The 19,137-nt window shown below is 73.3% G+C and carries 15 protein-coding genes and 1 tRNA gene; 8 read left to right on the top strand and 8 right to left on the bottom strand.

All coding sequences use genetic code 11. The features are described from left to right. The first annotated feature begins 235 nt into the window (after positions 1-235). Genes ACFVHO_RS08995 through ACFVHO_RS08975 form a run of 5 tightly spaced genes read left to right on the top strand, consistent with a single transcriptional unit; the run spans position 236 to position 9,144 of the window. The gene (locus ACFVHO_RS08995) at positions 236-1,315 is read left to right on the top strand and encodes a cysteine synthase family protein (protein WP_385711702.1); all 1,080 of its coding nucleotides are present in this window, start codon (positions 236-238) and stop codon (positions 1,313-1,315) included. Continuing rightward, positions 1,312-3,042, top strand: a complete 1,731-nt coding sequence (gene argH, locus ACFVHO_RS08990) for an argininosuccinate lyase (protein ID WP_385711701.1) — start codon at positions 1,312-1,314, stop codon at positions 3,040-3,042. The genes ACFVHO_RS08995 and argH overlap by 4 nt, the downstream gene beginning before the upstream one ends. Further along, positions 3,039-4,373 (top strand): ATP-grasp domain-containing protein, encoded by a 1,335-nt coding sequence (locus tag ACFVHO_RS08985; RefSeq protein WP_385711699.1) that lies wholly within the window; start codon positions 3,039-3,041, stop codon positions 4,371-4,373. Before argH ends, ACFVHO_RS08985 begins: the two co-directional genes overlap by 4 nt. Continuing rightward, positions 4,370-8,233, top strand: a complete 3,864-nt coding sequence (locus tag ACFVHO_RS08980) for an AMP-binding protein (protein ID WP_385711697.1) — start codon at positions 4,370-4,372, stop codon at positions 8,231-8,233. Before ACFVHO_RS08985 ends, ACFVHO_RS08980 begins: the two co-directional genes overlap by 4 nt. Then, a complete protein-coding gene (locus tag ACFVHO_RS08975; RefSeq protein WP_385711695.1) occupies positions 8,230-9,144 on the top strand; it encodes a kinase in 915 nt (304 codons plus the stop codon). Before ACFVHO_RS08980 ends, ACFVHO_RS08975 begins: the two co-directional genes overlap by 4 nt. Positions 9,145-9,189: 45 nt before the next feature. Here ACFVHO_RS08975 and ACFVHO_RS08970 read toward each other — a convergent pair. From ACFVHO_RS08970 to ehuB, 6 genes are all read right to left on the bottom strand, one after another. After that, a tRNA-Lys gene (locus ACFVHO_RS08970) sits at positions 9,190-9,263 on the bottom strand. A 116-nt stretch (positions 9,264-9,379) separates the two neighbouring features. Further along, positions 9,380-10,138: an IclR family transcriptional regulator gene (locus tag ACFVHO_RS08965; RefSeq protein WP_385711693.1), complete on the bottom strand. Its 759-nt coding sequence runs from the start codon at positions 10,136-10,138 to the stop codon at positions 9,380-9,382. Positions 10,139-10,393: 255 nt separating this feature from the next. Next, a complete protein-coding gene (ehuA, locus tag ACFVHO_RS08960) occupies positions 10,394-11,209 on the bottom strand; it encodes an ectoine/hydroxyectoine ABC transporter ATP-binding protein EhuA (protein WP_385711691.1) in 816 nt (271 codons plus the stop codon). Further along, positions 11,199-11,864: an ectoine/hydroxyectoine ABC transporter permease subunit EhuD gene (gene ehuD, locus ACFVHO_RS08955; RefSeq protein WP_385711689.1), complete on the bottom strand. Its 666-nt coding sequence runs from the start codon at positions 11,862-11,864 to the stop codon at positions 11,199-11,201. Before ehuD ends, ehuA begins: the two co-directional genes overlap by 11 nt. Continuing rightward, positions 11,861-12,607, bottom strand: a complete 747-nt coding sequence (ehuC, locus tag ACFVHO_RS08950) for an ectoine/hydroxyectoine ABC transporter permease subunit EhuC (protein WP_385711687.1) — start codon at positions 12,605-12,607, stop codon at positions 11,861-11,863. Before ehuC ends, ehuD begins: the two co-directional genes overlap by 4 nt. Further along, positions 12,604-13,503, bottom strand: a complete 900-nt coding sequence (gene ehuB / locus ACFVHO_RS08945) for an ectoine/hydroxyectoine ABC transporter substrate-binding protein EhuB (RefSeq protein ID WP_385711685.1) — start codon at positions 13,501-13,503, stop codon at positions 12,604-12,606. Before ehuB ends, ehuC begins: the two co-directional genes overlap by 4 nt. A gap of 109 nt (positions 13,504-13,612) precedes the next feature. Here ehuB and ACFVHO_RS08940 point away from each other — a divergent pair, with 109 nt between their 5' ends. Continuing rightward, the gene (locus ACFVHO_RS08940; RefSeq protein ID WP_385711683.1) at positions 13,613-14,101 is read left to right on the top strand and encodes a DUF3830 family protein; all 489 of its coding nucleotides are present in this window, start codon (positions 13,613-13,615) and stop codon (positions 14,099-14,101) included. Between the two features lie 22 nt (positions 14,102-14,123). On the opposite strand, the gene ACFVHO_RS08935 is transcribed toward ACFVHO_RS08940, so the two are convergent. Together ACFVHO_RS08935 and ACFVHO_RS08930 are read right to left on the bottom strand one after the other, a co-directional pair. After that, a complete protein-coding gene (locus ACFVHO_RS08935; protein ID WP_385711681.1) occupies positions 14,124-15,527 on the bottom strand; it encodes an amidase in 1,404 nt (467 codons plus the stop codon). An 87-nt stretch (positions 15,528-15,614) separates the two neighbouring features. Further along, complete coding sequence (locus ACFVHO_RS08930) at positions 15,615-16,550, bottom strand: D-2-hydroxyacid dehydrogenase (protein ID WP_385711845.1); 936 nt, start codon at positions 16,548-16,550, stop codon at positions 15,615-15,617. 572 nt (positions 16,551-17,122) lie between these two features. Here ACFVHO_RS08930 and ACFVHO_RS08925 point away from each other — a divergent pair. Then, positions 17,123-18,043, top strand: a complete 921-nt coding sequence (locus ACFVHO_RS08925; protein ID WP_385711679.1) for a decarboxylase — start codon at positions 17,123-17,125, stop codon at positions 18,041-18,043. Further along, positions 18,040-18,777, top strand: coding sequence for a decarboxylase (locus tag ACFVHO_RS08920; RefSeq protein ID WP_385711677.1), 738 nt, complete (start codon positions 18,040-18,042; stop codon positions 18,775-18,777). Before ACFVHO_RS08925 ends, ACFVHO_RS08920 begins: the two co-directional genes overlap by 4 nt. The last annotated feature ends 360 nt before the right edge of the window (positions 18,778-19,137 follow it).

Genomic DNA, 19,137 nt, shown 5'->3' with positions numbered 1-19,137 from the left:
GCCCGACCGCCGTCCGGCCCGCGCCCCACCCCCGTCCGGCCTGTCAGTCCGCTGTCAGGGGTCCCCGGGATCCTGACCGAAGGAGAGGCACCGCCTCAGCGCCGGCCTCCCGCGGAGCCCGGCCCGCGTCCCCCGTGGCGCGCTCGCCATCCGCCTCTCGGGCTCCGCCGCCCACCCCGTGGGCTCCGCCCGCCGCCGCACCGACCAGCACCACCCCGATTCCCAGGGAGCTCCCATGCCGGTGACCCCCCCGACGTACCACTCGATCACCGAGGCGCAGATGATGCCGCGCCTCGTGCGGATCGGCCCCAATCTCTACGGCGCGGTCTTCACCCTGATGAAGCTGCTGCCCGCCCACTTCATCCTCCAACGCGCGCGCGAGCGCGGCGAGTTGCACCACAACACGGTGATCGTCGAGACCACGTCCGGTACCTTCGGCCTCGCCCTCGCCATGCAGGCCGCGCTGACCGAGCGCGAGCTGATCCTGGTCAGCGACCCGGCCATCGACGCGAACCTGTACCGCAGGCTCAGCGACCTCGGCGCGAAGGTCGAGATCTGCCGGGAGCCCGCCGCCGTCGGCGGCTTCCAGGAGGCCAGGCTGCGGCGGCTCGCGGAGATCCGCGCCGCGCTGCCCTCGACGTTCTGCCCCGAGCAGTACACCAACCCCGACAACCCCCGTTCCTACGAGCGGGTCTCCGAGCAGCTGATCCGCACGCTCGGCGCGGTGGACTGCCTGGTGGGCCCCGTCGGCTCGGGCGGCTCGATGTGCGGCACCGCGCGCGGCCTGCGCGCGCACGACCCGGACACCCTCGCCATCGGCGTCGACACGCACAGCAGTGTGCTGTTCGGCCAGGACGACGGGCCGCGCTCGCTGCGCGGACTCGGCAACAGCCTGTGGCCCGCCAACCTCGACCACGGCGTCTTCGACGAGGTCCACTGGTGCGCCGCCGAGGAGGCGTACGCGCACACCCGCGCCCTGCACGCCCAGCACGCCCTGTTCCAGGGGCCGACCAGCGGCGCCGCCTACCTCGTCGCGCAGTGGTGGGCCCGGCGCAACCCGGACAAGCTGTGCGTGGTGATGATGCCGGACGAGGGCTACCGCTATCAGGCCACGGTGTACGACGACGCCTGGCTCGCGGACAACGGGTACGTCCTCGACCCGCGCCCCGACGCCGAACCCGTGACCGTCGCCTCGCCCGACGAGGCGGGCGAGGCCTGGACCCGGTTCGCGTGGAACCGCCGCGGCTACGAGGACGTGCCCGGCGTGGTGCCGCGCCCGGCGGCCCGCGACCGCGCGGAACAGGTCCTGTCGTGACGGCCCCACCGCTCGGCGCCCCGGCGTCCACCGCGGCCCCGGAGCCGTCCCGAGCCCCGGACCCGGCGGCCCCGCCCCCGGAACAGTCCCGGACCCTTGAGACCCCCCAAGCCCCGAATCCGCCCCAGGTCCTGCCCTCGGGCCCGAATCCGCCCCAAGTCCCGACCTCGGGCCCGAATCCGCCCCCTGCCCCGTCCCCGGCCCCGAATCCGCCTCCGCCCCCCGGCACCGGCCGCCTCACCGCCGTCCTCGGCCCCCGCACCCGCCGCGTCGTCTACGGCGAGCCGACCCCCACCGACATCCGCGCCGAACTGGACCTCACCAGCACCGTCGACCTCGCGCACGTCGTGATGCTCACCGAGAGCGGACTGCTCCCCGGCCCCGCCGCCGCGGCCCTCCTGGACCGCGTCGGCCGCCTGCGGGCCGACGGCTTCCGTGACCTCGTGGGCGCACCGGCGCCGCGCGGGCTCTACCTCATGTACGAGGGACACCTCGTCGCCGAGCTCGGCGCGGACGTCGGCGGCAAGCTGCACACCGGGCGCTCCCGCAACGACCTGAAGGCCACCGTCACGGCGATGCGGCTGCGCGGCGAACTCCTGGAGCTGCTCAGCCAGTTGCTCCGCCTCCAGGCGGCCCTGCTGTCCCGGGCCCGCGTCCACCGGGACGTGGTCATGCCCGTGTACACCCACTTCCAGCCCGCGATGCCCGTCACCTACGGCTACTACCTCGCGGGCCTCGCCACCGCACTCGACCGGGACATCGCGGGCCTTCGGCACACCGTCGACGAGCTGGGCCGCCGCTGTCCGCTCGGCGCGGGCGCGGTGGCGGGCACCGACCTGCCGATCCGGCCCGCGCGCACCGCGGCCCTGCTCGGCTTCGCGGGTCCGCCGCTGCACGCCACGGACGCGGTGGCCGCCCGTGACACCGCGCTGCGGGCGCTCGCCGCGGCCGCGTCGGCCGGGGTGACCCTGAGCCGGCTCGCCACCGACCTGCAGCTGTGGTCCACGCAGGAGTTCGGCTTCGTGGAGTTCCCGGAGCGGCTCGTCGGCGGCAGCTCAGCCATGCCACAGAAACGGAACGCGTTCCTCCTGGAGCATGTGAAGGCCAAGGCCGCCGCGGCCGTCGGCGCCTGGACCGCGTCGGCGTCCGCGATGAAGTCGACGCCGTTCACCAACTCCATCGAGGTCGGCACGGAGGCCGTCGCCGTGGTGTGGCCCGCCCTCGCCGCCGTGCGGGACTCCGTGCTCCTGACCCAGGTCCTGGTCACGGGGGCGCGGCCGGTGCCCGCCCGGATGGAACAGCGCGCCAAGGAGGGCTTCGTGACCGCCACGGCGATCGCCAACCGCCTGGTCGCCCAAGGCGTCCCGTTCCGCACCGCCCACCACGCCGTGGGCGCCGCCGTCCGCGCCGCCGTCGACTCCGGCGCCGCCGAACTCACCGACATCACCCCGCCCGACGGCCACCCCGGCCTCGGCGGGACGCTCCCCCCGCTCGCCGCCGTGGTCGCCGACCACGACCGTGGCGGCGGCCCCGGCGAATGCGACCAGGTCGTGGCCGCGCTGCGCCGACGGCTCGGCGCCCACGCCGACTGGGGCACGGCCTGCCGGGACCGGCTGCGGGACGCCGACGGCGCGCTCGCGGCGGCCGTGGCGGAGGTCGTCGGACGGTACGGGCCCGGGGCACCGGCGGCTGCCGGATCCGGGGAAGCCACAGGAGGTTCGGGATGAGCCAGGGCGCGTTCCTCGCGTTCGTCGAGAGCAACACCACCGGCACGGGCCGCGAGTTCTGCGCCGCGGCCCGGGCACGCGGCCTCAGGCCCGTGCTCCTGACCCGGGACCCGGCGCGCTATCCGTACGTAGCCGAGGACGCCGTCGACGTACGGATCGTGGACACAGGGGACCTGACGGCGGTGGTGGAGGCGTGCGGGGAGCTCGCCGAGGGCGCCGGGAGTGGGGGTGATGGGGGTGCTGCTCGTGGGGGTGACGGGGGCGCCGGAGGCGCCGTACGCGGGAGTCGCGGGGCCGCCGGACCTGCCCCAGGGCTCGCCGGAGTCGCCTCCAGCTCCGAGTACTTCGTGGCGACGGCCGCCCGCGCGGCGGCCAAGCTCGGCCTGCCCGCCGCCGACGGGGACGCCGTCGCTCGCTGCCGTGACAAGGGCACCCAGCGGGCCGCGCTCGCGGCCCACGGGGTGCCGGTCCCGGCGTTCGCCGAGGCCCGCACCGTGGCCGACGCGGTCCGGGCCGCCGAGGAGACCGGGTTCCCGGTGGTCCTCAAGCCGGTCAGCGGCTCCGGCTCCGTCGGCGTGCGGCTGTGCCGCGACCCCGCGGAGACCCGCGCCTGGGCCGGCCGCCTCCTGGAGCGGGCCACCGACGAACGCGGCGCCCCCGTCCCCGCCCGCATCCTGGTCGAACAGGCCGTCCAGGGCCCGGAGTTCTCCGTGGAGACCCTGGACGACCGGGTGGTCGCGGTCGTCGCCAAGCACGTCGGGGCCGAGCCGTACTTCGTGGAGACCGGGCACGACGTACCCGCGCCCGTCCCCGAGGACACGGCGGCCGACCTCGCCGCCACCGCGCTGCGGGCGCTCACCGCCCTCGGCCTCGGCTGGGGCGCGGCCCACACCGAACTGCGCCTGACCGCGCGGGGACCCGTCGTGATCGAGGTCAACCCGAGGCTCGCGGGCGGCATGATCCCCGTCGCCGTCCGGGCAGCCACCGGCGTGGACCTGGTCGACGCGGTGATCGCGCGCGCGTCGGGCCTCGCGCCCGCCGCGGCCGGGACCGGCGCCGGGCACGCCGCCGTCCGCTTCCTGCGGGCGGCGGGGGAGGGGCGGGTCACGGCGGTCGAGGGGCTGTCGGACGCGCTGGCCGCGCCCGGGGTCGTCGCGGCGACCGTCAGCACCGCCGTCGGCAGGGACGTACGCGTCACGCACTCCTTCCTGGACCGCCTGGCGTGCGTCGTGGCCACAGGGCCCGACCCCGAGGCGGCGGCGCGGCACGCGCGGGACGCGACGCGCAGAATCGACGTCGAACTCGGCGAGGCCGCGGAGGGGGACCGATGACCGACCACGAGGCGAAGGCCGCACCGGAGCACGCCCCGAAGCGCGCCCTGACGCACGACCCAGAGTGCGTCCCGACGTACGACCCGAAGCACGTCTCGACGCAGGACCCGAAGCACGTCCTGACACACGAACCGAAGCGAGCCCTGACAGACGACCCAGAGCGCACCCCGAAATACGACCCGAAGCGCGCCCCGACGTACGAAGCGACCCAAGGGCCCTCCGAGCGTCTGGCCAGGGAGCCCGCCGGTGAACCCGCCACCAGGATCCCCCGCTGGACCGCCCTGCCCGGAGGCAGGCCCGGCACCGGCACCCGCACGGCCCGGCTGCCCGCCGACGTCACCCGGGCCCTGGAGCGCACCGCCACCGGCCTGGGCGCCACGCTGCCCGCCCTGCTGCTCGCCGCCCACGCCCGGGTCCTGGCGACCCTCACCAACGAACGCGACCTGCTCATCGGCTACGTACCGCACGAACAGGCCGCGTTCCAGGGCCCGTTGCGCCTGGCCGTGCCCGACTCGACCTGGGCCGAGCTGATCGCGGGCGCGGCCGGGGCGACGACCTACCGCGGCCGGGTCCGCCCCGAGGTCACCCTCGACCTGTCGGGGCGGGACCGGGCGGACGCCGACCTGCCCGACGGCACCGTCCTGCGCGTGCGCTTCGCCCCGGACGCGGACGGCGGGCTCGCCCTGCGCGTCACCCACGACACGACCGCACTCGACGCCTCGTACGCCGAACGCGTCGCCGGATACCACCTCGCGGCCCTGCGCCTCCTCGCAGCCGACCCGGCCGCGCGCCACGACCGGCAGAGCCTGCTCTCGGCGCGCGAGACGGAGACCCAGCTGTACGAATTCGCGGGCCCGCGCGCGCAGTTGGCGACGCGGACGTTCGTGGACGTCTTCCAGGACCGGGTGCGAACCCACCCCGACGCGCTCGCCGTCGTCCACGGAAAGCGTCGGCTGACGTACCGGGAGCTGGACCGGAGCGCCGACGCCGTCGCCCACGCGCTGCTCGCGGCGGGCCTGGCGGCCGAGGGCGTGGTGGCCGTCGTCATGGAGCGCAGCCCCGACTGGATCGCCGCAGCGCTCGGCGTCTTCAAGGCGGGCGGCGTCTATCTGCCGGTGCGCCCCGACTTCCCCGTCGAGCACATCGCGGCTCTGCTCACCCGCAGCGGCGCCGCGTTCGCGCTCACCGACGTGGACGGCGAGGGGCCCGCGCGGGAGGCGGTGGCCGTCGTGCTGGAGGGTCCGGAGGCCCTCGCGGAACGGGATGCTCCAGCTGGGCCGGACGTGCTCATGGGGCCGGACGTGCTCACGGGGCCGGGTGCCTTGGCCGCGCCGGACACACTTGTCGGGCCGGAGGCTCCTGCCGTGCCGGAGGCCCTTGCGGCGCCGGGCGCAGTCGCGGGGTCGGACGTGCGCGTGGGGCCGGACGCCCCTGCCGGGCCGGACGCCCCTGCCGGGCCGGACGCCCCTGCCGGGCCGGGCACCCCTGCCGGGCCGGGCACCCCTCCCGGGCCGGACACCCCAGCCGCGCCAGAAACCCCTCCCACACCGAACACCCTCGCGGCACCGGACACCCCCACCGCACCGCGGATCCTCCCGGTCCCCGGCATCCTCGCCGCAGGCGGCCCCGATCGCGCCCCCGACGTCACCGTGACCCCCGGCCGGGCCGCCTACATCTACTTCACCTCCGGCTCCACCGGCACCCCCAAGGGCGCCCTGTGCGAGCACGCCGGGCTGCTCAACCACCTTCAGGCGAAGATCGACGCCATGGGGCTCGCGGACCCGGACGGCGGAGGCGGCGGGGGCGGCGGGAGCGGCCAAGTCGTCGCCCAGACCGCCTCCCAGAGCTTCGACATCTCCCTCTGGCAGTTCGCCGCGCCCCTGCTCACCGGCGCCGCCGTCCATATCGTCGACACCGCGGAACAGCTGGGCGTGGACGGCTTCCTGGACGAGGTCGTCGACGGCGGCATCACCGTCGCGCAGGTCGTCCCCTCGTACCTGGAAGTCCTGCTCACCCACCTGGAGAGCGGGCCGCCGCGCCCGCTCGGCGCCCTGCGCGTCCTGTCGGTGACGGGGGAGGCGCTGGGCCTCGGCCTGGTCCGGCGGTGGTTCGCGCTGTACCCGCACATCCGGCTCGTCAACGCCTACGGAGCCACCGAGGTCTGCGACGACACGGTGCATGAGGTGCTCGACGCCGTGCCCGAGCGCGACTTCGTGCCGCTCGGCCGCCCGCTGCGCAACGTCAACCCGTACGTCCTCGACGCGAACCTGGACCTCGTGCCGCTGGGCTCGACCGGCGAGATCGCCTTCTCCGGCGTGTGCGTCGGCCGCGGCTACGTGGGCGACGAGGAGCGCACCCGGCAGGCCTTCGTGGCCGACCCGTTCCGCGCGGGCGCCCGGATGTACCGCACCGGTGACTTCGGACGCTGGCTGCCCGACGGGCGCATCGAGTACCTGGGCCGCCACGACGAACAGGTCAAGATCCGCGGCTACCGCATCGAACTCGGCGAGATCGAGCACCGGTTGACGGCGATGCCGGGCGTCCGCGAGGCCGCCGTGGTCGTCGACGGCGGCACCCCGCACGTCGGTGACACCGGTGCCGTCGGCGGCCCGCGCGAGGGCACCGGCGCCCCGCGCCACCTCGCCGCCTTCGTCAGCGGCCCGGGACCGCTGCCCGCCGACCGGGTCCGCGACCACCTCGCCGCCCGCCTGCCCGACTACATGGTGCCCGCCTACGTCCACCAGCTGCGGCGACTGCCCCGCACCGGCAACGGAAAGGCCGACAAGCCCGCCCTGGTCGCTCTCGCCGGGACCCTCGGCCACGGCGGCGCCCCGCACACCGCGCCCGCCACCGCCACCGAACGGCGGCTCGCCATGCTGTGGGCGGAGGTCCTCGGCGTACCCCTTGAGCGGATCGGCCGCACCGACAGCTTCTTCGAGCTGGGCGGCACGTCCCTCGCTTCGGTACGCCTCCTCGTCCACCTCGACGGCGCCCTCTCCCTCGCCCGGCTGACCGCCCACCCGGTCCTCGCAGACCTGGCCGCCGCCGTCGACGGCACCAGGGCCCCGGGCGGCGGCCTGCTCCAGGAGCTGTCCCTGGTCCGCAATCCCCGCCACACCCTGGTCTGCTTCCCGTACGAGGGCGGGAACGCCGTCAACTACCGCGCGCTCGCCGCTGAGTTGGAGGGCGATGGCATCGCCGTCCTCGGCGTGGAGCCGCCCGGACACGACCTCGCGGGCGCCGCGGGCCCCCTCGCGGACGTCCCCGGACTCGCCCGCCGCGTACGGGACGAACTGGTCGCGCGCGCCACCGGCCCCGTCCTGCTCTGGGGGCACGGGGCGGGCGCCGCGCCCGCCCTGGAGACCGCCCGGCTCCTGGAGGCCGCGGGCCACCCCGTCGCGCGGGTCCTCGTCGGCGCCCAGCTCCTCGACGACCCCGACACCCTGCGCGCGCGGGCCGACCTGGCCGCCTCGGCGGACGACGCCACGCTCCTGGACGGCCTCCGCGCGGGCGGCGCGTACGTGGAGCTGGACACGCTCAAGCCGGAGCGCGCCGAGGTCGTGGCCCGTGCGTGCCGACACGACCTCCAGGCCGCGCACACGCACCTCCTGCGGGTGCGCGCCGACCCCGACGCGCACCGGGTGCGGGCGCCCCTGGACGTCGTCGTCGCGCGCGACGACCCGGCCACCGCCCGCTCCGCGCGCTCGCACCTCGACTGGAAGGCGGTCAGCGACCACGTCACGAGCCACGAACTGCCTCTGGGAGGCCACTACTTCGTCAGTACCCGCCCCGCGGACGCGGCGGCGGCGGTGCGGGCCGCGCTGCGTGCCGGGCCGCCCGGGCAAGGAGGAACCACGTGACCACGCACGCACACCTGTTGACCGGCGCGGCCCCGCCCGGCGTGGCGGCCGTCGGCGTCAGCGCGGCCTTCGGCACCTTCGGGGAGCTGCTCCAGGGCGTGCTGCCCGAGCGGGACGGCGACTTCCTGGTGACGCTGCCGGTCGCCCGCTGGGCCATGGCCCGCTTCGAACTCGACCCTGGCGAGAAGGAGTTGACGGTCGTCCCGCCGCACAAGAAGAAGGCGCTCCGCCTCACCTCCATGATCATGGAGGACGCGCGACGCCCCGGCGGCGGCCTGCTCACCCTCGACAGCACCCTGCCCGAGGGCAAGGGCCTCGCCAGCTCGTCCGCCGACCTGGTGGCCACGGCCCGCGCGGTCGCCAACGCCCTTCGCGAGCCCATGCCGCCGCGCCGCATCGAGACCTACCTCGCCAGGATCGAGCCCACCGACGGCGTGCTCTACCCCTCGGTCGTCGCCTTCCACCACCGCAGCGTGCGGCTGCGCGCGAAGCTCGGCTCGCTGCCGTCGATGGCGGTGGTCAGCGTCGACGAGGGCGGCTCGGTGGACACAGTCGACTTCAACAACATCCCCAAGCCGTTCACCGCCGCCGACAAGCGCGAGTACGCCCGGCTCCTGGACCGCGTCACCCGCGCCGTGGCCCGCCGCGACCTCGCGGAGGTCGGCCGGGTCGCCACGGCCAGCGCCCGGATGAACCAGGTCCTGCGGCACAAGTGGTCCCTGGAGCCGATGATCGCCATCTGCGCGTCCGTGGGCGGCCTGGGCGTCGTGGTCGGCCACAGCGGCACGGCCCTCGGCATCCTCCTGGACACCTCGGCACCCGACTGCCACACCAAGCTGACAGCGGCGGCCCAGCACTGCCAGGAACTGGCGGGGAACGTGACGGTGTACCGGACGCTGAGTTTCCACTGACAACAGCGAAGGCCCCTCGTGATCACGAGGGGCCTTGCCTGTCTGTGCGCCGCCAGGGACTCGAACCCCGGACCCGCTGATTAAGAGTCAGCTGCTCTAACCAACTGAGCTAGCGGCGCCTGCTGACTCGAAAATAATACCTGGTCCCGAGGGGTGCTCAGGACCACCGGGGATCACCGGGGGCGGACCGGCGCGTGACCCGGACAGGACCTGACCTGGACTCGGTCGGAGTCGGCTAGATCGCCAGGGACAGCAGGACCGGGGCGGCCCTCCGGTTCAGGGTGTCCGCGGCCTCGCGCAGCCGGTGGGCGTGTTCGACGGGCAGGGAGAGGGCGAGGGAGCCGACCGTGGCGCCCGCGGTGATGGGGACGGCGGCGCAGACCGTGCCGACCGCGTACTCCTGGAGGTCGAGGACGGGGACCGTGGCGGCCTGGGCGTCGAGGTTGTGGAGCAGGACGCGCTCGCTGGTGATGGTGCGCGAGGTGAGGCGGGCCATCTTGTGCCGGGACAGATGGTCCCGGCGGGCGTCCAGGTCGAGCTGGCCGAGCAGGCTCTTGCCGACGGCGCTGGCGTGCGCGGAGACCCGGAAGTCCACCCACTCGTTGACCTTCGGCGTGCGCGGCCCGTCGGCGACGTCTATGACCCGGATCTCGCCGTCCACGTACCGGCTGACGTAGACCGCGGCGCCGATGGAGTCGCGCAGACCCCCGAGGGTGTGCCGGAGCTTGTCGCGGAGTGCGAGGGCGCGGTCGTGGGCGGAGCCGAGGCGGGTGAGCGAGACGCCCGTGACGTACGCCCCGTCGGTGATCTGCTCGACGTACCCCTCGCGGCGCAGCATGCGCAGGAGGGCGGCGAGCTGGGCGGCGGGCAGGGTGGTGCGCCGGGTCAGCTCTTCCTCGGTGACGCCGGTGCCCCGGCGCGCGACGATCTCGAGCACCCGCAGGGCGTTCTGCACCAACTGGTGGGCCGTCGTCGACTCGCGCTGCACCGCCACGGCTTCTCCCTGATCCCTGAGCCTGAGATGGAACGGTTCCGGACAGCTGGACACTGTCCACGATAACCGCCAAATACCCCATGGGGAGGGGGTGTTGGCCACAAGAGTGGCGCGTTTCCGACTAGCTGAACAGGAACGCGCCACTCTGGCATATGCCAAGTGAATGCGTCGGTGCCATGGCCTCACGCGTTGCGCGCCGTGCTCATGGCGCCGCCCGGTGCGCCGGCCAGTGCGGCGGCCGACGCGCCGACGTGCTCAGAGGACCGCCGACAGGAATCCCCGCGTCCGCTCGTGCTCGGGCTCGGTGAAGATCTTCTCCGGCGGCCCGGACTCGATCACCCGGCCCGCGTCGAACATCAGCACCTGGTCGGAGATGTCCCGGGCGAAGTTCATCTCGTGGGTCACGCACAGCATCGTGATGTCGGTGGTGTGCGCGATGTCCCGCAGGACGTCCAGGACGCCCGCCACCAGCTCCGGGTCGAGCGCGGACGTCACCTCGTCCAGGAGGAGCACCTGCGGCCGCATCGCGAGGGCGCGGGCGATCGCGACGCGCTGCTGCTGGCCGCCGGAGAGCTGCGTCGGGTAGGCGTCGCAGCGGTCACCGAGGCCGACCATGTCGAGCAGGTCCCTGGCCCGCTGCTCCGCCTCGTCCTTGGACAGGCCGAGCACGGTGACGGGCGCCTCGGTGATGTTGCGCAGCACCTTCATGTTCGGGAAGAGGTTGAACTGCTGGAAGACCATGCCGATGTTCTTGCGGACCTCGCGCACGTGCTTCTCGCCCGCCGGGACGAGCTTGCCGTTCTTCTCCTCGTGCGTCAGGTACTCCCCGCCGACCTTGATCGTGCCCTCGTCCGGCTTGAGCAGGGTCATGAGGAGGCGCAGGATCGTCGTCTTGCCGGAGCCGGACGGGCCGATCAGGGTGACGTGCTTGCCGGACGCGACGGAGAAGTCCAGCTCGTCCAGGACCGTGTTGGACCCGAAGCGCTTGACCACCTTGTCGAAGCGGATCAGCTCGCTGCCGTCCACCGCCGGGTTCGGCTGGTCTTTGGTGAGGTTGGTGTCAGCGGACAAGACGGCGCTCCAGGGCTCGCAGGAGGAGGGAGGACGGATAGGCGATGAGGATGAAGGCGACACCGACGACGGTCAGGGCCTCGGTGTACTGGAAGGTCTGCGCGGCTTCGAGGCGCGAGCGCTGCAGGAGTTCCAGGACGCCGATGCTGGCGAGCAGCGGCGTGTCCTTGAGCATCGCGATGACGTAGTTGCCGAGCGCGGGGATCACGCGCCGGATCGCCTGCGGCAGGATCACGGCGGTCCAGGTGCGCGTGTACGACAGGCTGAGCGCCTTGGCCGCCTCCCACTGGCCGACGGGCACGGCCTCGATGCCCGCGCGGTACACCTGCGCGGTGTACGTCGAGTAGTGCAGGCCGATCGCGATGGTGCCGGTGGTCATCGCGGAGTACTGGATGTCCCACTCCGGCAGCACGAAGTACAGGAAGAAGAGCTGCACGAGGAGCGGCGTGTTGCGGATGAACTCGGTGAAGATCCCGACCGGCCAGCGGACGAACCGCGTCGGCGCCCGGAACGCGAGCGCCCAGACGAGACCGAGCCCGAACGAGATCAGCGAGCCGAGGGCGAGCACCTGGAGGGTGACGAGCAGCCCGTCCCAGAAGTGCGGCATGAAGTCGGAGACGGCGCCCCAGTCCCACTTGTCCGTACCGTCGTTCATGAGACGCCCCCGTTCTGCTTCACCGTGCTGGTCAGCTCGTCCGTCGACTGGCGAAGGCTCAGCCTGCGCATGAAGCCGACGCCCGGCTCGGGCCGCTGTCCGATCCCGGCCTTGGCCCGGCGCTCCAGGATCCGCATCCCGCGGGTCAGCAGGAACGCGAGCACGAAGTAGATGACGAGCGTGATCGTGTAGATCTCCGCGCTCTCGGTGGTGGCGAGCCGCACCAGGTAGGCGGCGAAGGACACGTCACCGATGCCGAGCAGCGACACCAGGGCGGTGCCCTTCAGGAGCTCGATCAGCAGGTTGGAGAACGGCGGGATCATCTCCGGCACGGCCTGCGGCAGCAGGATGAGCCGCATCCGCTGCCACGGCGTGAAGCTCAGCGCGACCCCCGCCTCGCGCTGCGCCGGCGCCACCGCGTTCAGGGCGCCGCGGACGACCTCGGCACCGTAGGCACCGTACGACAGGCCCAGGGCGAGCACCGCCGCCCACATCGGGACGAGCGCCCAGCCCGCGAGCTGCGGCAGGACGAAGAAGATCCAGAACATCAGCACGAGCGCCGAGGTGCCGCGGAAGATCTCGGTGTAGAACCCGGCGAAGAAGCGCACCACCCGCAGATGGTGCGTGCGCGCGATGCCGACGGTGAAGGCCACGGCCGTCGCGAGCGCCGCGCTGTAGAGCGTGAGCTGGATGGTGATCCAGATGCCCGGGAGGACCCAGTGTTCCCACAGTCCCGCTGTCATTTGCACAGCTCCTCTGCGGTCAGCTCGGTCATCTCGTCCTTGGTGAACCCGAACCGCTTGAGCACCCGGAAGAGCTCGCCGCTCTTCTTCATCTTGTGGATCTCCACGTTGAAGGCGTCGCGGAGCTCGGTGTCGTTGGGGCGGAAGGTGAAGCCGCCGCCGTCGACGTGCTTCTTGCCGTCGACGATGGGCGCGAACGCCTCGGTGGCCTCGGCCTTGCGGCTCTTCTTCACCACGCCGCGCGCGGTGAGCGCGGTGCCGCCGAAGACGTCGATCCGTCCGGCCTCGACGGCGTTGAGCCCCGCCACCGGGTCCTGGAGGATCACGATGTCGCTCTCCTTGTACCCGGCGTCGACGGCGTACGCGATCTCGGCGTAGCCCGTCCCGGTCCCGAACTTGGCCTTCTTCTTCACCACGTCCGCGTAGGTGTGCAGGCCCTTCGGGTTGCCCTTGCGCACGATGAAGGCGTCCAGCATCTGGTACTCGGGATCGGAGAAGATCACCTGCTGGCAGCGCTCTTTGTTGATGTACATACCGGCCGACACGACATCGAACTGCTGCGTCTTCAGTCCCGGGATCAGCGAGCTGAAATCGGTGGCGACGGGCTGCACGTCGTCCACGCCGAGCCGCTTGAAGATGATCTTCGCAAGCTCCACCGCCTCACCGGTGAAGTCGCCCTTGTCGTCGATGTAGCCGTACGGGGCCTCGCCCGCGATGCCGAGCCGCACCGTGCCCTGCGACTTCAGGCGGGCCAGCGTGTCGCCCGTCGGCACCCGGCTGCACGCCGTCGCGCCGAGCGCGCCCGCGCCCAGGACGGCGGCGGAGGCGAGCACGGATCTGCGGCGCACGCCGGATGCGCGCTCTGTCTTGTTTGGGTTCCTCGATGGTGGAGCCATGGCCGCGCGGCTACCCGAGTCGACACGAGATATGCCGTTGAATTTCGGCCCCTGATCCGATCGTTGCGCACTTGACGTGAGCCTCGGCCCGGAGGGGACCATGGGACGCATGGCAGACCGATACATCGAAGTCTCCCTCGCCAAGCGGGGAGTTCAGGCCACGGCGAAGCTCCTCGACGACCGGGCCCCGGTGACCTGCGCGGCGGTCTGGGACGCGCTCCCCCTGGGCGGAGAGGTGTTCCATGCGAAGTATGCCCGGAACGAGATCTATGCCCTGTTCCCGGCTTTCGCCCCCGAGGAGCCTCCTCTGGAAAACCCCACCATCACCCCCATCCCCGGCGATCTGTGCTATTTCACCTTCACCGGCACAGAACTGGGCACCAAGTCCTACGGCTACGAACAGGACCAACGCGGCACCATCGTCGACCTGGCCCTCTTCTACGAACGCAACAACCTCCTGATCAACGCCGACGTGGGCTGGGTCCCTGGCATCGTCTGGGGCCAGATCGTCGAGGGCCTGGAGGAGATGGCCGAGGCGTGCAACGACCTGTGGCGGTCGGGGGCGCTGGGGGAGAGCCTGAACTTCCGGAGAGCGTGAGGGCAGTCGGCCCGTCCGGCGTCTAGGGGCGGGCTTGGGGAATGCCCCGCGCAGCGCCCCCGCCGTACAACGCCTGAGCAACCCGAAGAACCAACGCGTCCGCATGCCGGGCCCCCACCACCTGCACCCCCACCGGCAACCCGTCCCCGTCCACCCCACAGGGCACAGTCGCAGCGGGCTGCTGCGTCAGGTTGAACGGATACGTGAACGGAGTCCACCCCGTCCACCGCCGGAACCCGGACCGCCCCGGCACCTCCACCCCCGCCTCGAAGGCGGTGAGCGGCAGCGTGGGCGTCACGAGCACGTCGTACGTCTCGTGGAACACCCCCATCCGCCGCCCCAGCCCCATCCGCACATCGACAGCCGCCAGATAGTCGAGCGCACTGAACCGGGCCCCCTGCGCACAGACCTCCCGAAGCCCCGGATCGAGCAACTCCCGCCGCTCGGGCGCCAGATGCTGCACCACCCGCGCGGCCCCGCTGAACCACAGGGTGTGGAAGGCCTCGACGGGATCGGCGAAGTCGGGATCGGCCTCCTCGACGTACGCGCCGAGGGAGGCCAGCGTCCCCACCGCACCCCGCACGGCCGCCGCGACCGGCGCCCGCACCGCGACCTGCCCGCCGAGCGAGGGCGAATAGGCGACCCGCAACCCCCGCACCCCACCGTCGAGCCCGTCCCGGAAGCTCCCCGCCACCGGCCCGAGGTGGGACCAGTCGCGCGCGTCCGGAGCGGAGATCACGTCCATCATCAGGGCGGCGTCGGCCGCGTCCCGCGTCATCGGCCCGACGTGCGCGAGCGTGCCGAACGCCGACGCCGGATACAGCGGCACCCTGCCGTACGTCGGCTTGAACCCGAAGATCCCGCAGAACGCCGCCGGGATACGCACCGAGCCGCCGCCGTCCGTGCCGAGCGACAGCGGCCCCGCGCCGAGGGCCACGGCCGCCGCGCTGCCGCCGCTGGAGCCGCCCGCGGTGCGCGAGGGGTCGTGCGGATTGCGCGTGACGCCGTGCCGGGGGCTGTCCGTCACGCCCTTCCAGCCGAACTCCGGCGTCGTCGTCTTGCCGACGAACACCGCGCCATGCTCGCGCAGCCGCGCCACCGACGGCGCGTCCTCGTCCCAACGGCCTTCCTCCGACACGGACTTGGAGCCCCGGAAGGTCGGCGCGCCGCGCTGCAACAGGATGTCCTTCACCGTCACCGGCACCCCGTCGACCAGACCGGCGGGCTCACCGCGCCGCCATCGCTCCGTGCTCTCCTCGGCCTCCGCGAGGGCCCCCTCCGGGTCCAGACGTACGAACGCGTTGACGACCGGCTGGATCTCCTCGGCCCTGCGCAGCACCGCACGGGTGACATCCACGGGGCTGAATTCGCCCTTGCGGTAGCCATCGACGAGTTGTACGGCGGTGAGGTCCGTGAGCTCGGTCATGCGTGCTCCTCAGGGAGACGGGGGCGGGGCGGGCGCCGAGGACGGCCGGGCGCCGGTCGGACGGTGCCCGGCGCGGGCGCCGGACGATCAGTGCCCAGGGACATACCCACGTTTCTTGTCGACCACGTTCGTCAGCGGCCGACCCGCCTCCCACTGGCCGAACAACGTCACGAACTGCGCGCCGAGTTCGTCCCGCCAGCCGACCGTGTCGCCGCTCATGTGCGGCGAGACGATCAGGCCCGGAGCGCTCCACAGCGGGCTGTCCGCGGGCAGCGGCTCCCGCTCGAACACATCGAGCGCGGCACCCGCGATCCACCGCTTCGACAGCGCGGCGGCGAGGTCGTCCTCGACGACGAGCTGACCCCTGCCCACGTTGATGAAGTGCGCCGACGGCTGCATGACGCCGAAGCGGCGGACGTCGAACATGCCGCGGGTGTCGTCCGTCAGGGGCGCCGCGCACACCACCCAGTCGGCGCGCGCCAGCAGGCGGTTGAGGTCCTCCGGGCCGTGCACACCGGCGCGCGCGGCCCTTCCGACCAGCGCCGGGGCGATGCCGAGCGCCTTCAGGGTGCGGGCGACGGCGCGGCCGATCGGCCCCGACCCCACCACGCACGCGCGCGTGCCCGCGATCCGCCGGCTCTCGCGGTGCAGCCAGGTCCGCTCCCGCTGGAGGTCGAGGGTGCGCGGCAGGTCCTTGGCCATGGCGAGCACGAGCGCGGCCACGTACTCGGCGATCGGCTCGTCGAAGACGCCCCGCGCGTTGGTCACCACCGCGTCGGACGCGGCGAGTTCGGGGCACATCAGATGGTCGACGCCCGCGCTCGCGGTGTGCACCCAGGCGGGCCGCGAGCCCTCTCCGGGCCAGGCGCGCCGCACCGCGTGCGAGAGGAAGTCCCACACCAGGAGCACGTCGGCGTCCGGCAGCCGGTCCGCGAGGGAGTCCTCGTCGGCGTGCAGCACCCGGGCGCGCCCCGTGAGGGAGCCGAGGCGGGGCGGGGGCGCGGGGGAGGGGGCGTCGAGCACCAGGACGGTGGGGGTGGTGGGGACGGTGCGGGCAGTGGGGGCGGTGGGGTGAGTAGAGGCGGAGGTGGCGGAGGTGGCGGAGGTGGCGGAGGCGGCGGCGGGGGGCGCGAGGGTCTCGGCGGGCCCCGCCGCCCGCGCCCCGGTGCTCCGGGGCACGCCCTCACCGGGCGCCGTGCTTCCGGAAGCCCCGCCCTCGAAGCCCCCGCTTCCGGCACGCGCGGAGCTCCCGGAGCCACCGCTTTCGGACATGGCAGAGAAACCGTTTCGCAACGAGAGCCCGCTTCCCTGGGAGAGCGTCAGGACGACACCGCAGCGTCCCGGCGGCCGACGTTCTCAGCCGTCTGAGATGTGCGGATTGACCACGCTGGCACCCCAACCTACCTTCGTCAACAGAAGCTGTTCAGCTCCGCCATCACAGGGGACGAGCACGCTGGGTGCTCCTTCCCTCGCGCACGGTGTGCTCGCCGCACACGCACCCCCGTCCCGACGTCCCGGCGCGTCGCGCGCCGCCAAGCTCCACTTCCGGCCCCCGGCCGGCCCTGTCCCTGCACGCACGAACTTAGGGCCTGCTCATGGACGTCACTTCCTTTTCCACCCTCGGCGGACCACACCCTCAGCGCGGTGTCGGTGTCGTCGCACCCTTCGACTTCGCCCTGGACCGGGAGCTGTGGCGCTGGGTCCCGGACGAGGTCTCCCTGCATCTGACGCGCACGCCGTACGTGCCCGTCGAAGTCAGCCTCGACCTGGCCCGCCTGGTCAGCGAGCACGAGACCCTGGCCGAGGCGGTGCGCGCGCTCACCGCCGCCGAACCCGAAGTCCTCGCCTACGCCTGCACCTCGGGCAGTTTCGTCGGCGGCATCGCGGGCGAGCGCGCGATGTGCGAGGCCATGTCGCGGGAGGGCTCGGTCGGCTCGGTGACGACGTCCGGCGCCCTGCTCGAAGCGCTCGACGAGCTGGACGCGCGGCGGATCGCCCTGGTCACGCCCTACACCTGGTCGGTGACCCAGTCCCTGGAGGAGTATCTGGCCGAGGCGGGCGTCTCGGTCGTGGGCCGCGCCTACCTGGGCCTCACCCGGCACATCTGGAAGGTGCCCTACCGGGACGTGGCCGACATGGCGCGCCAGGCGGCGTCCGGCACCGTCGACGCGCTGTTCATCAGCTGTACGAACCTGCCCACGTACGACGTCATCCCCCAGCTGGAGGCGGAGCTGCGGATGCCGGTGATCTCGGCGAACCAGGTCACGATGTGGTCGTCCCTGCGCCGACTGGGTACGCGAGCCGTGGGGCCCTACCAAGCGCTGATCAACGCGGGCGCGCGGCCGGGCACCGCGGACTTCGGTGCCCTCGACGCGCTGGCCGAGCCACCGGTGTCACCCGCGGTGCCGCCGGCCGTGGCGCCCTCGGACAGCCTGCCCGACCCGCCCGGGGGGCCGTCGGGGCCCGCGGAACCCACCGGGCCCGCAGGACCGACCACCGAAGGAGGCTGGACTTGACCGCACTCGGATTCCTCTACCCCGGACACTCGGCCGAGGACGACTACCCCCGCATGGAACAACTCCTCGACTCGGACATCCGCCTGCACGTCGTGCACACGGACATCGGCGAGGACGCGCACCGCGTGGACGCGCTCCTGGAGATGGGCTCGACGGCGCGGCTCGTCGCCGGGGTCGAGGAACTGCGCCTGACCGGCGCGGAGGCCGTCGTCTGGGCCTGTACCAGCGGAAGCTTCGTCTTCGGCTGGGACGGGGCGCACGACCAGGTCCGCGCGCTCGCCCGCGCCGCCGGGCTGCCCGCCTCCTCCACGTCCTTCGCCTTCGCCCACGCGGTACGTGAACTCGGCGTCGATCGCGTCGCCATCGCCGCGACCTATCCCGAGGACGTGGCCCTTCACTTCTCCGCCTTCCTCAAGTCGGCGGGGGTCGAGGTCGTCGCCATGCGGGGCAGCGGCATCATCACCGCCGCGGAGGTCGGCACCTGGGGCTGGGACGAGGTCCTCGCCCTCGCCCGCGCGGGCGACCACCCCGACGCGGCCGCCGTCCTCCTGCCCGACACCGCCCTCCACACCGCCGCCCACATCCAGCCCCTGGAGGCGGCCCTCGGCAAACCGGTCCTCACCGCCAACCAGGTAACCCTCTGGGAAGCCCTCCGCCTCACCTCCCGCCGAGTCAACGCCCCCCACCTGGGCTCCCTCTTCACCAAGGAACCCCTGGTCCAGATCCGCGAGTAGCCCTGCCCCCGGGCTCCCGAACCTGGGGGCTCCGCCCCCAGACCCCCGCTCCTCAAACGCCGGAGAGGCTCTCCCCCACCCACCCGCCCCATCTATCCCCAGACCACCCAACAGCCCGGCACCCTCAGCCCGCCTCAGCAACCTCTCAGCCCGCCCCGGCAACCTCTCACCCCGTCCCGCACCTTCCAGCCCGTCCGGCGTTTGAGGACGAGGCGCGGAGCGCCGATTTCGGCGGCGCCCCGTCCCACCCGCACGGGCCCGCACCCCCCCCCCCCCCCCCCCCGGGCGGGTGGGGGGGGGAGGCGGGGGCCCCACAAACGCGGTAACAGGGCGGGGCACCCCGGTAGAACGAAGGGTGGT

Source organism: Streptomyces sp. NPDC127108 (assembly GCF_042677545.1).
GTDB lineage: Bacteria > Actinomycetota > Actinomycetes > Streptomycetales > Streptomycetaceae > Streptomyces.
Note: the sequence above shows the minus strand (reverse complement) of the source record. Positions and strands in the feature narration are given on the sequence as shown.

Excerpts from the sequence above, each read along its gene's own strand:
- ACFVHO_RS08985 (WP_385711699.1), top strand. The coding sequence starts at position 3,039 with ATGAGCCAGGGCGCGTTCCTCGCGTTCGTCGAGAGCAACACCACCGGC.
- ACFVHO_RS08940 (WP_385711683.1), top strand. The coding sequence starts at position 13,613 with ATGGCAGACCGATACATCGAAGTCTCCCTCGCCAAGCGGGGAGTTCAG.
- ACFVHO_RS08935 (WP_385711681.1), bottom strand. The coding sequence starts at position 15,527 with ATGACCGAGCTCACGGACCTCACCGCCGTACAACTCGTCGATGGCTAC.
- ACFVHO_RS08980 (WP_385711697.1), top strand. The coding sequence starts at position 4,370 with ATGACCGACCACGAGGCGAAGGCCGCACCGGAGCACGCCCCGAAGCGC.
- ehuD (WP_385711689.1), bottom strand. The coding sequence starts at position 11,864 with ATGAACGACGGTACGGACAAGTGGGACTGGGGCGCCGTCTCCGACTTC.
- ehuC (WP_385711687.1), bottom strand. The coding sequence starts at position 12,607 with ATGACAGCGGGACTGTGGGAACACTGGGTCCTCCCGGGCATCTGGATC.
- ehuB (WP_385711685.1), bottom strand. The coding sequence starts at position 13,503 with ATGGCTCCACCATCGAGGAACCCAAACAAGACAGAGCGCGCATCCGGC.
- ACFVHO_RS08925 (WP_385711679.1), top strand. The coding sequence starts at position 17,123 with ATGGACGTCACTTCCTTTTCCACCCTCGGCGGACCACACCCTCAGCGC.
- ACFVHO_RS08995 (WP_385711702.1), top strand. The coding sequence starts at position 236 with ATGCCGGTGACCCCCCCGACGTACCACTCGATCACCGAGGCGCAGATG.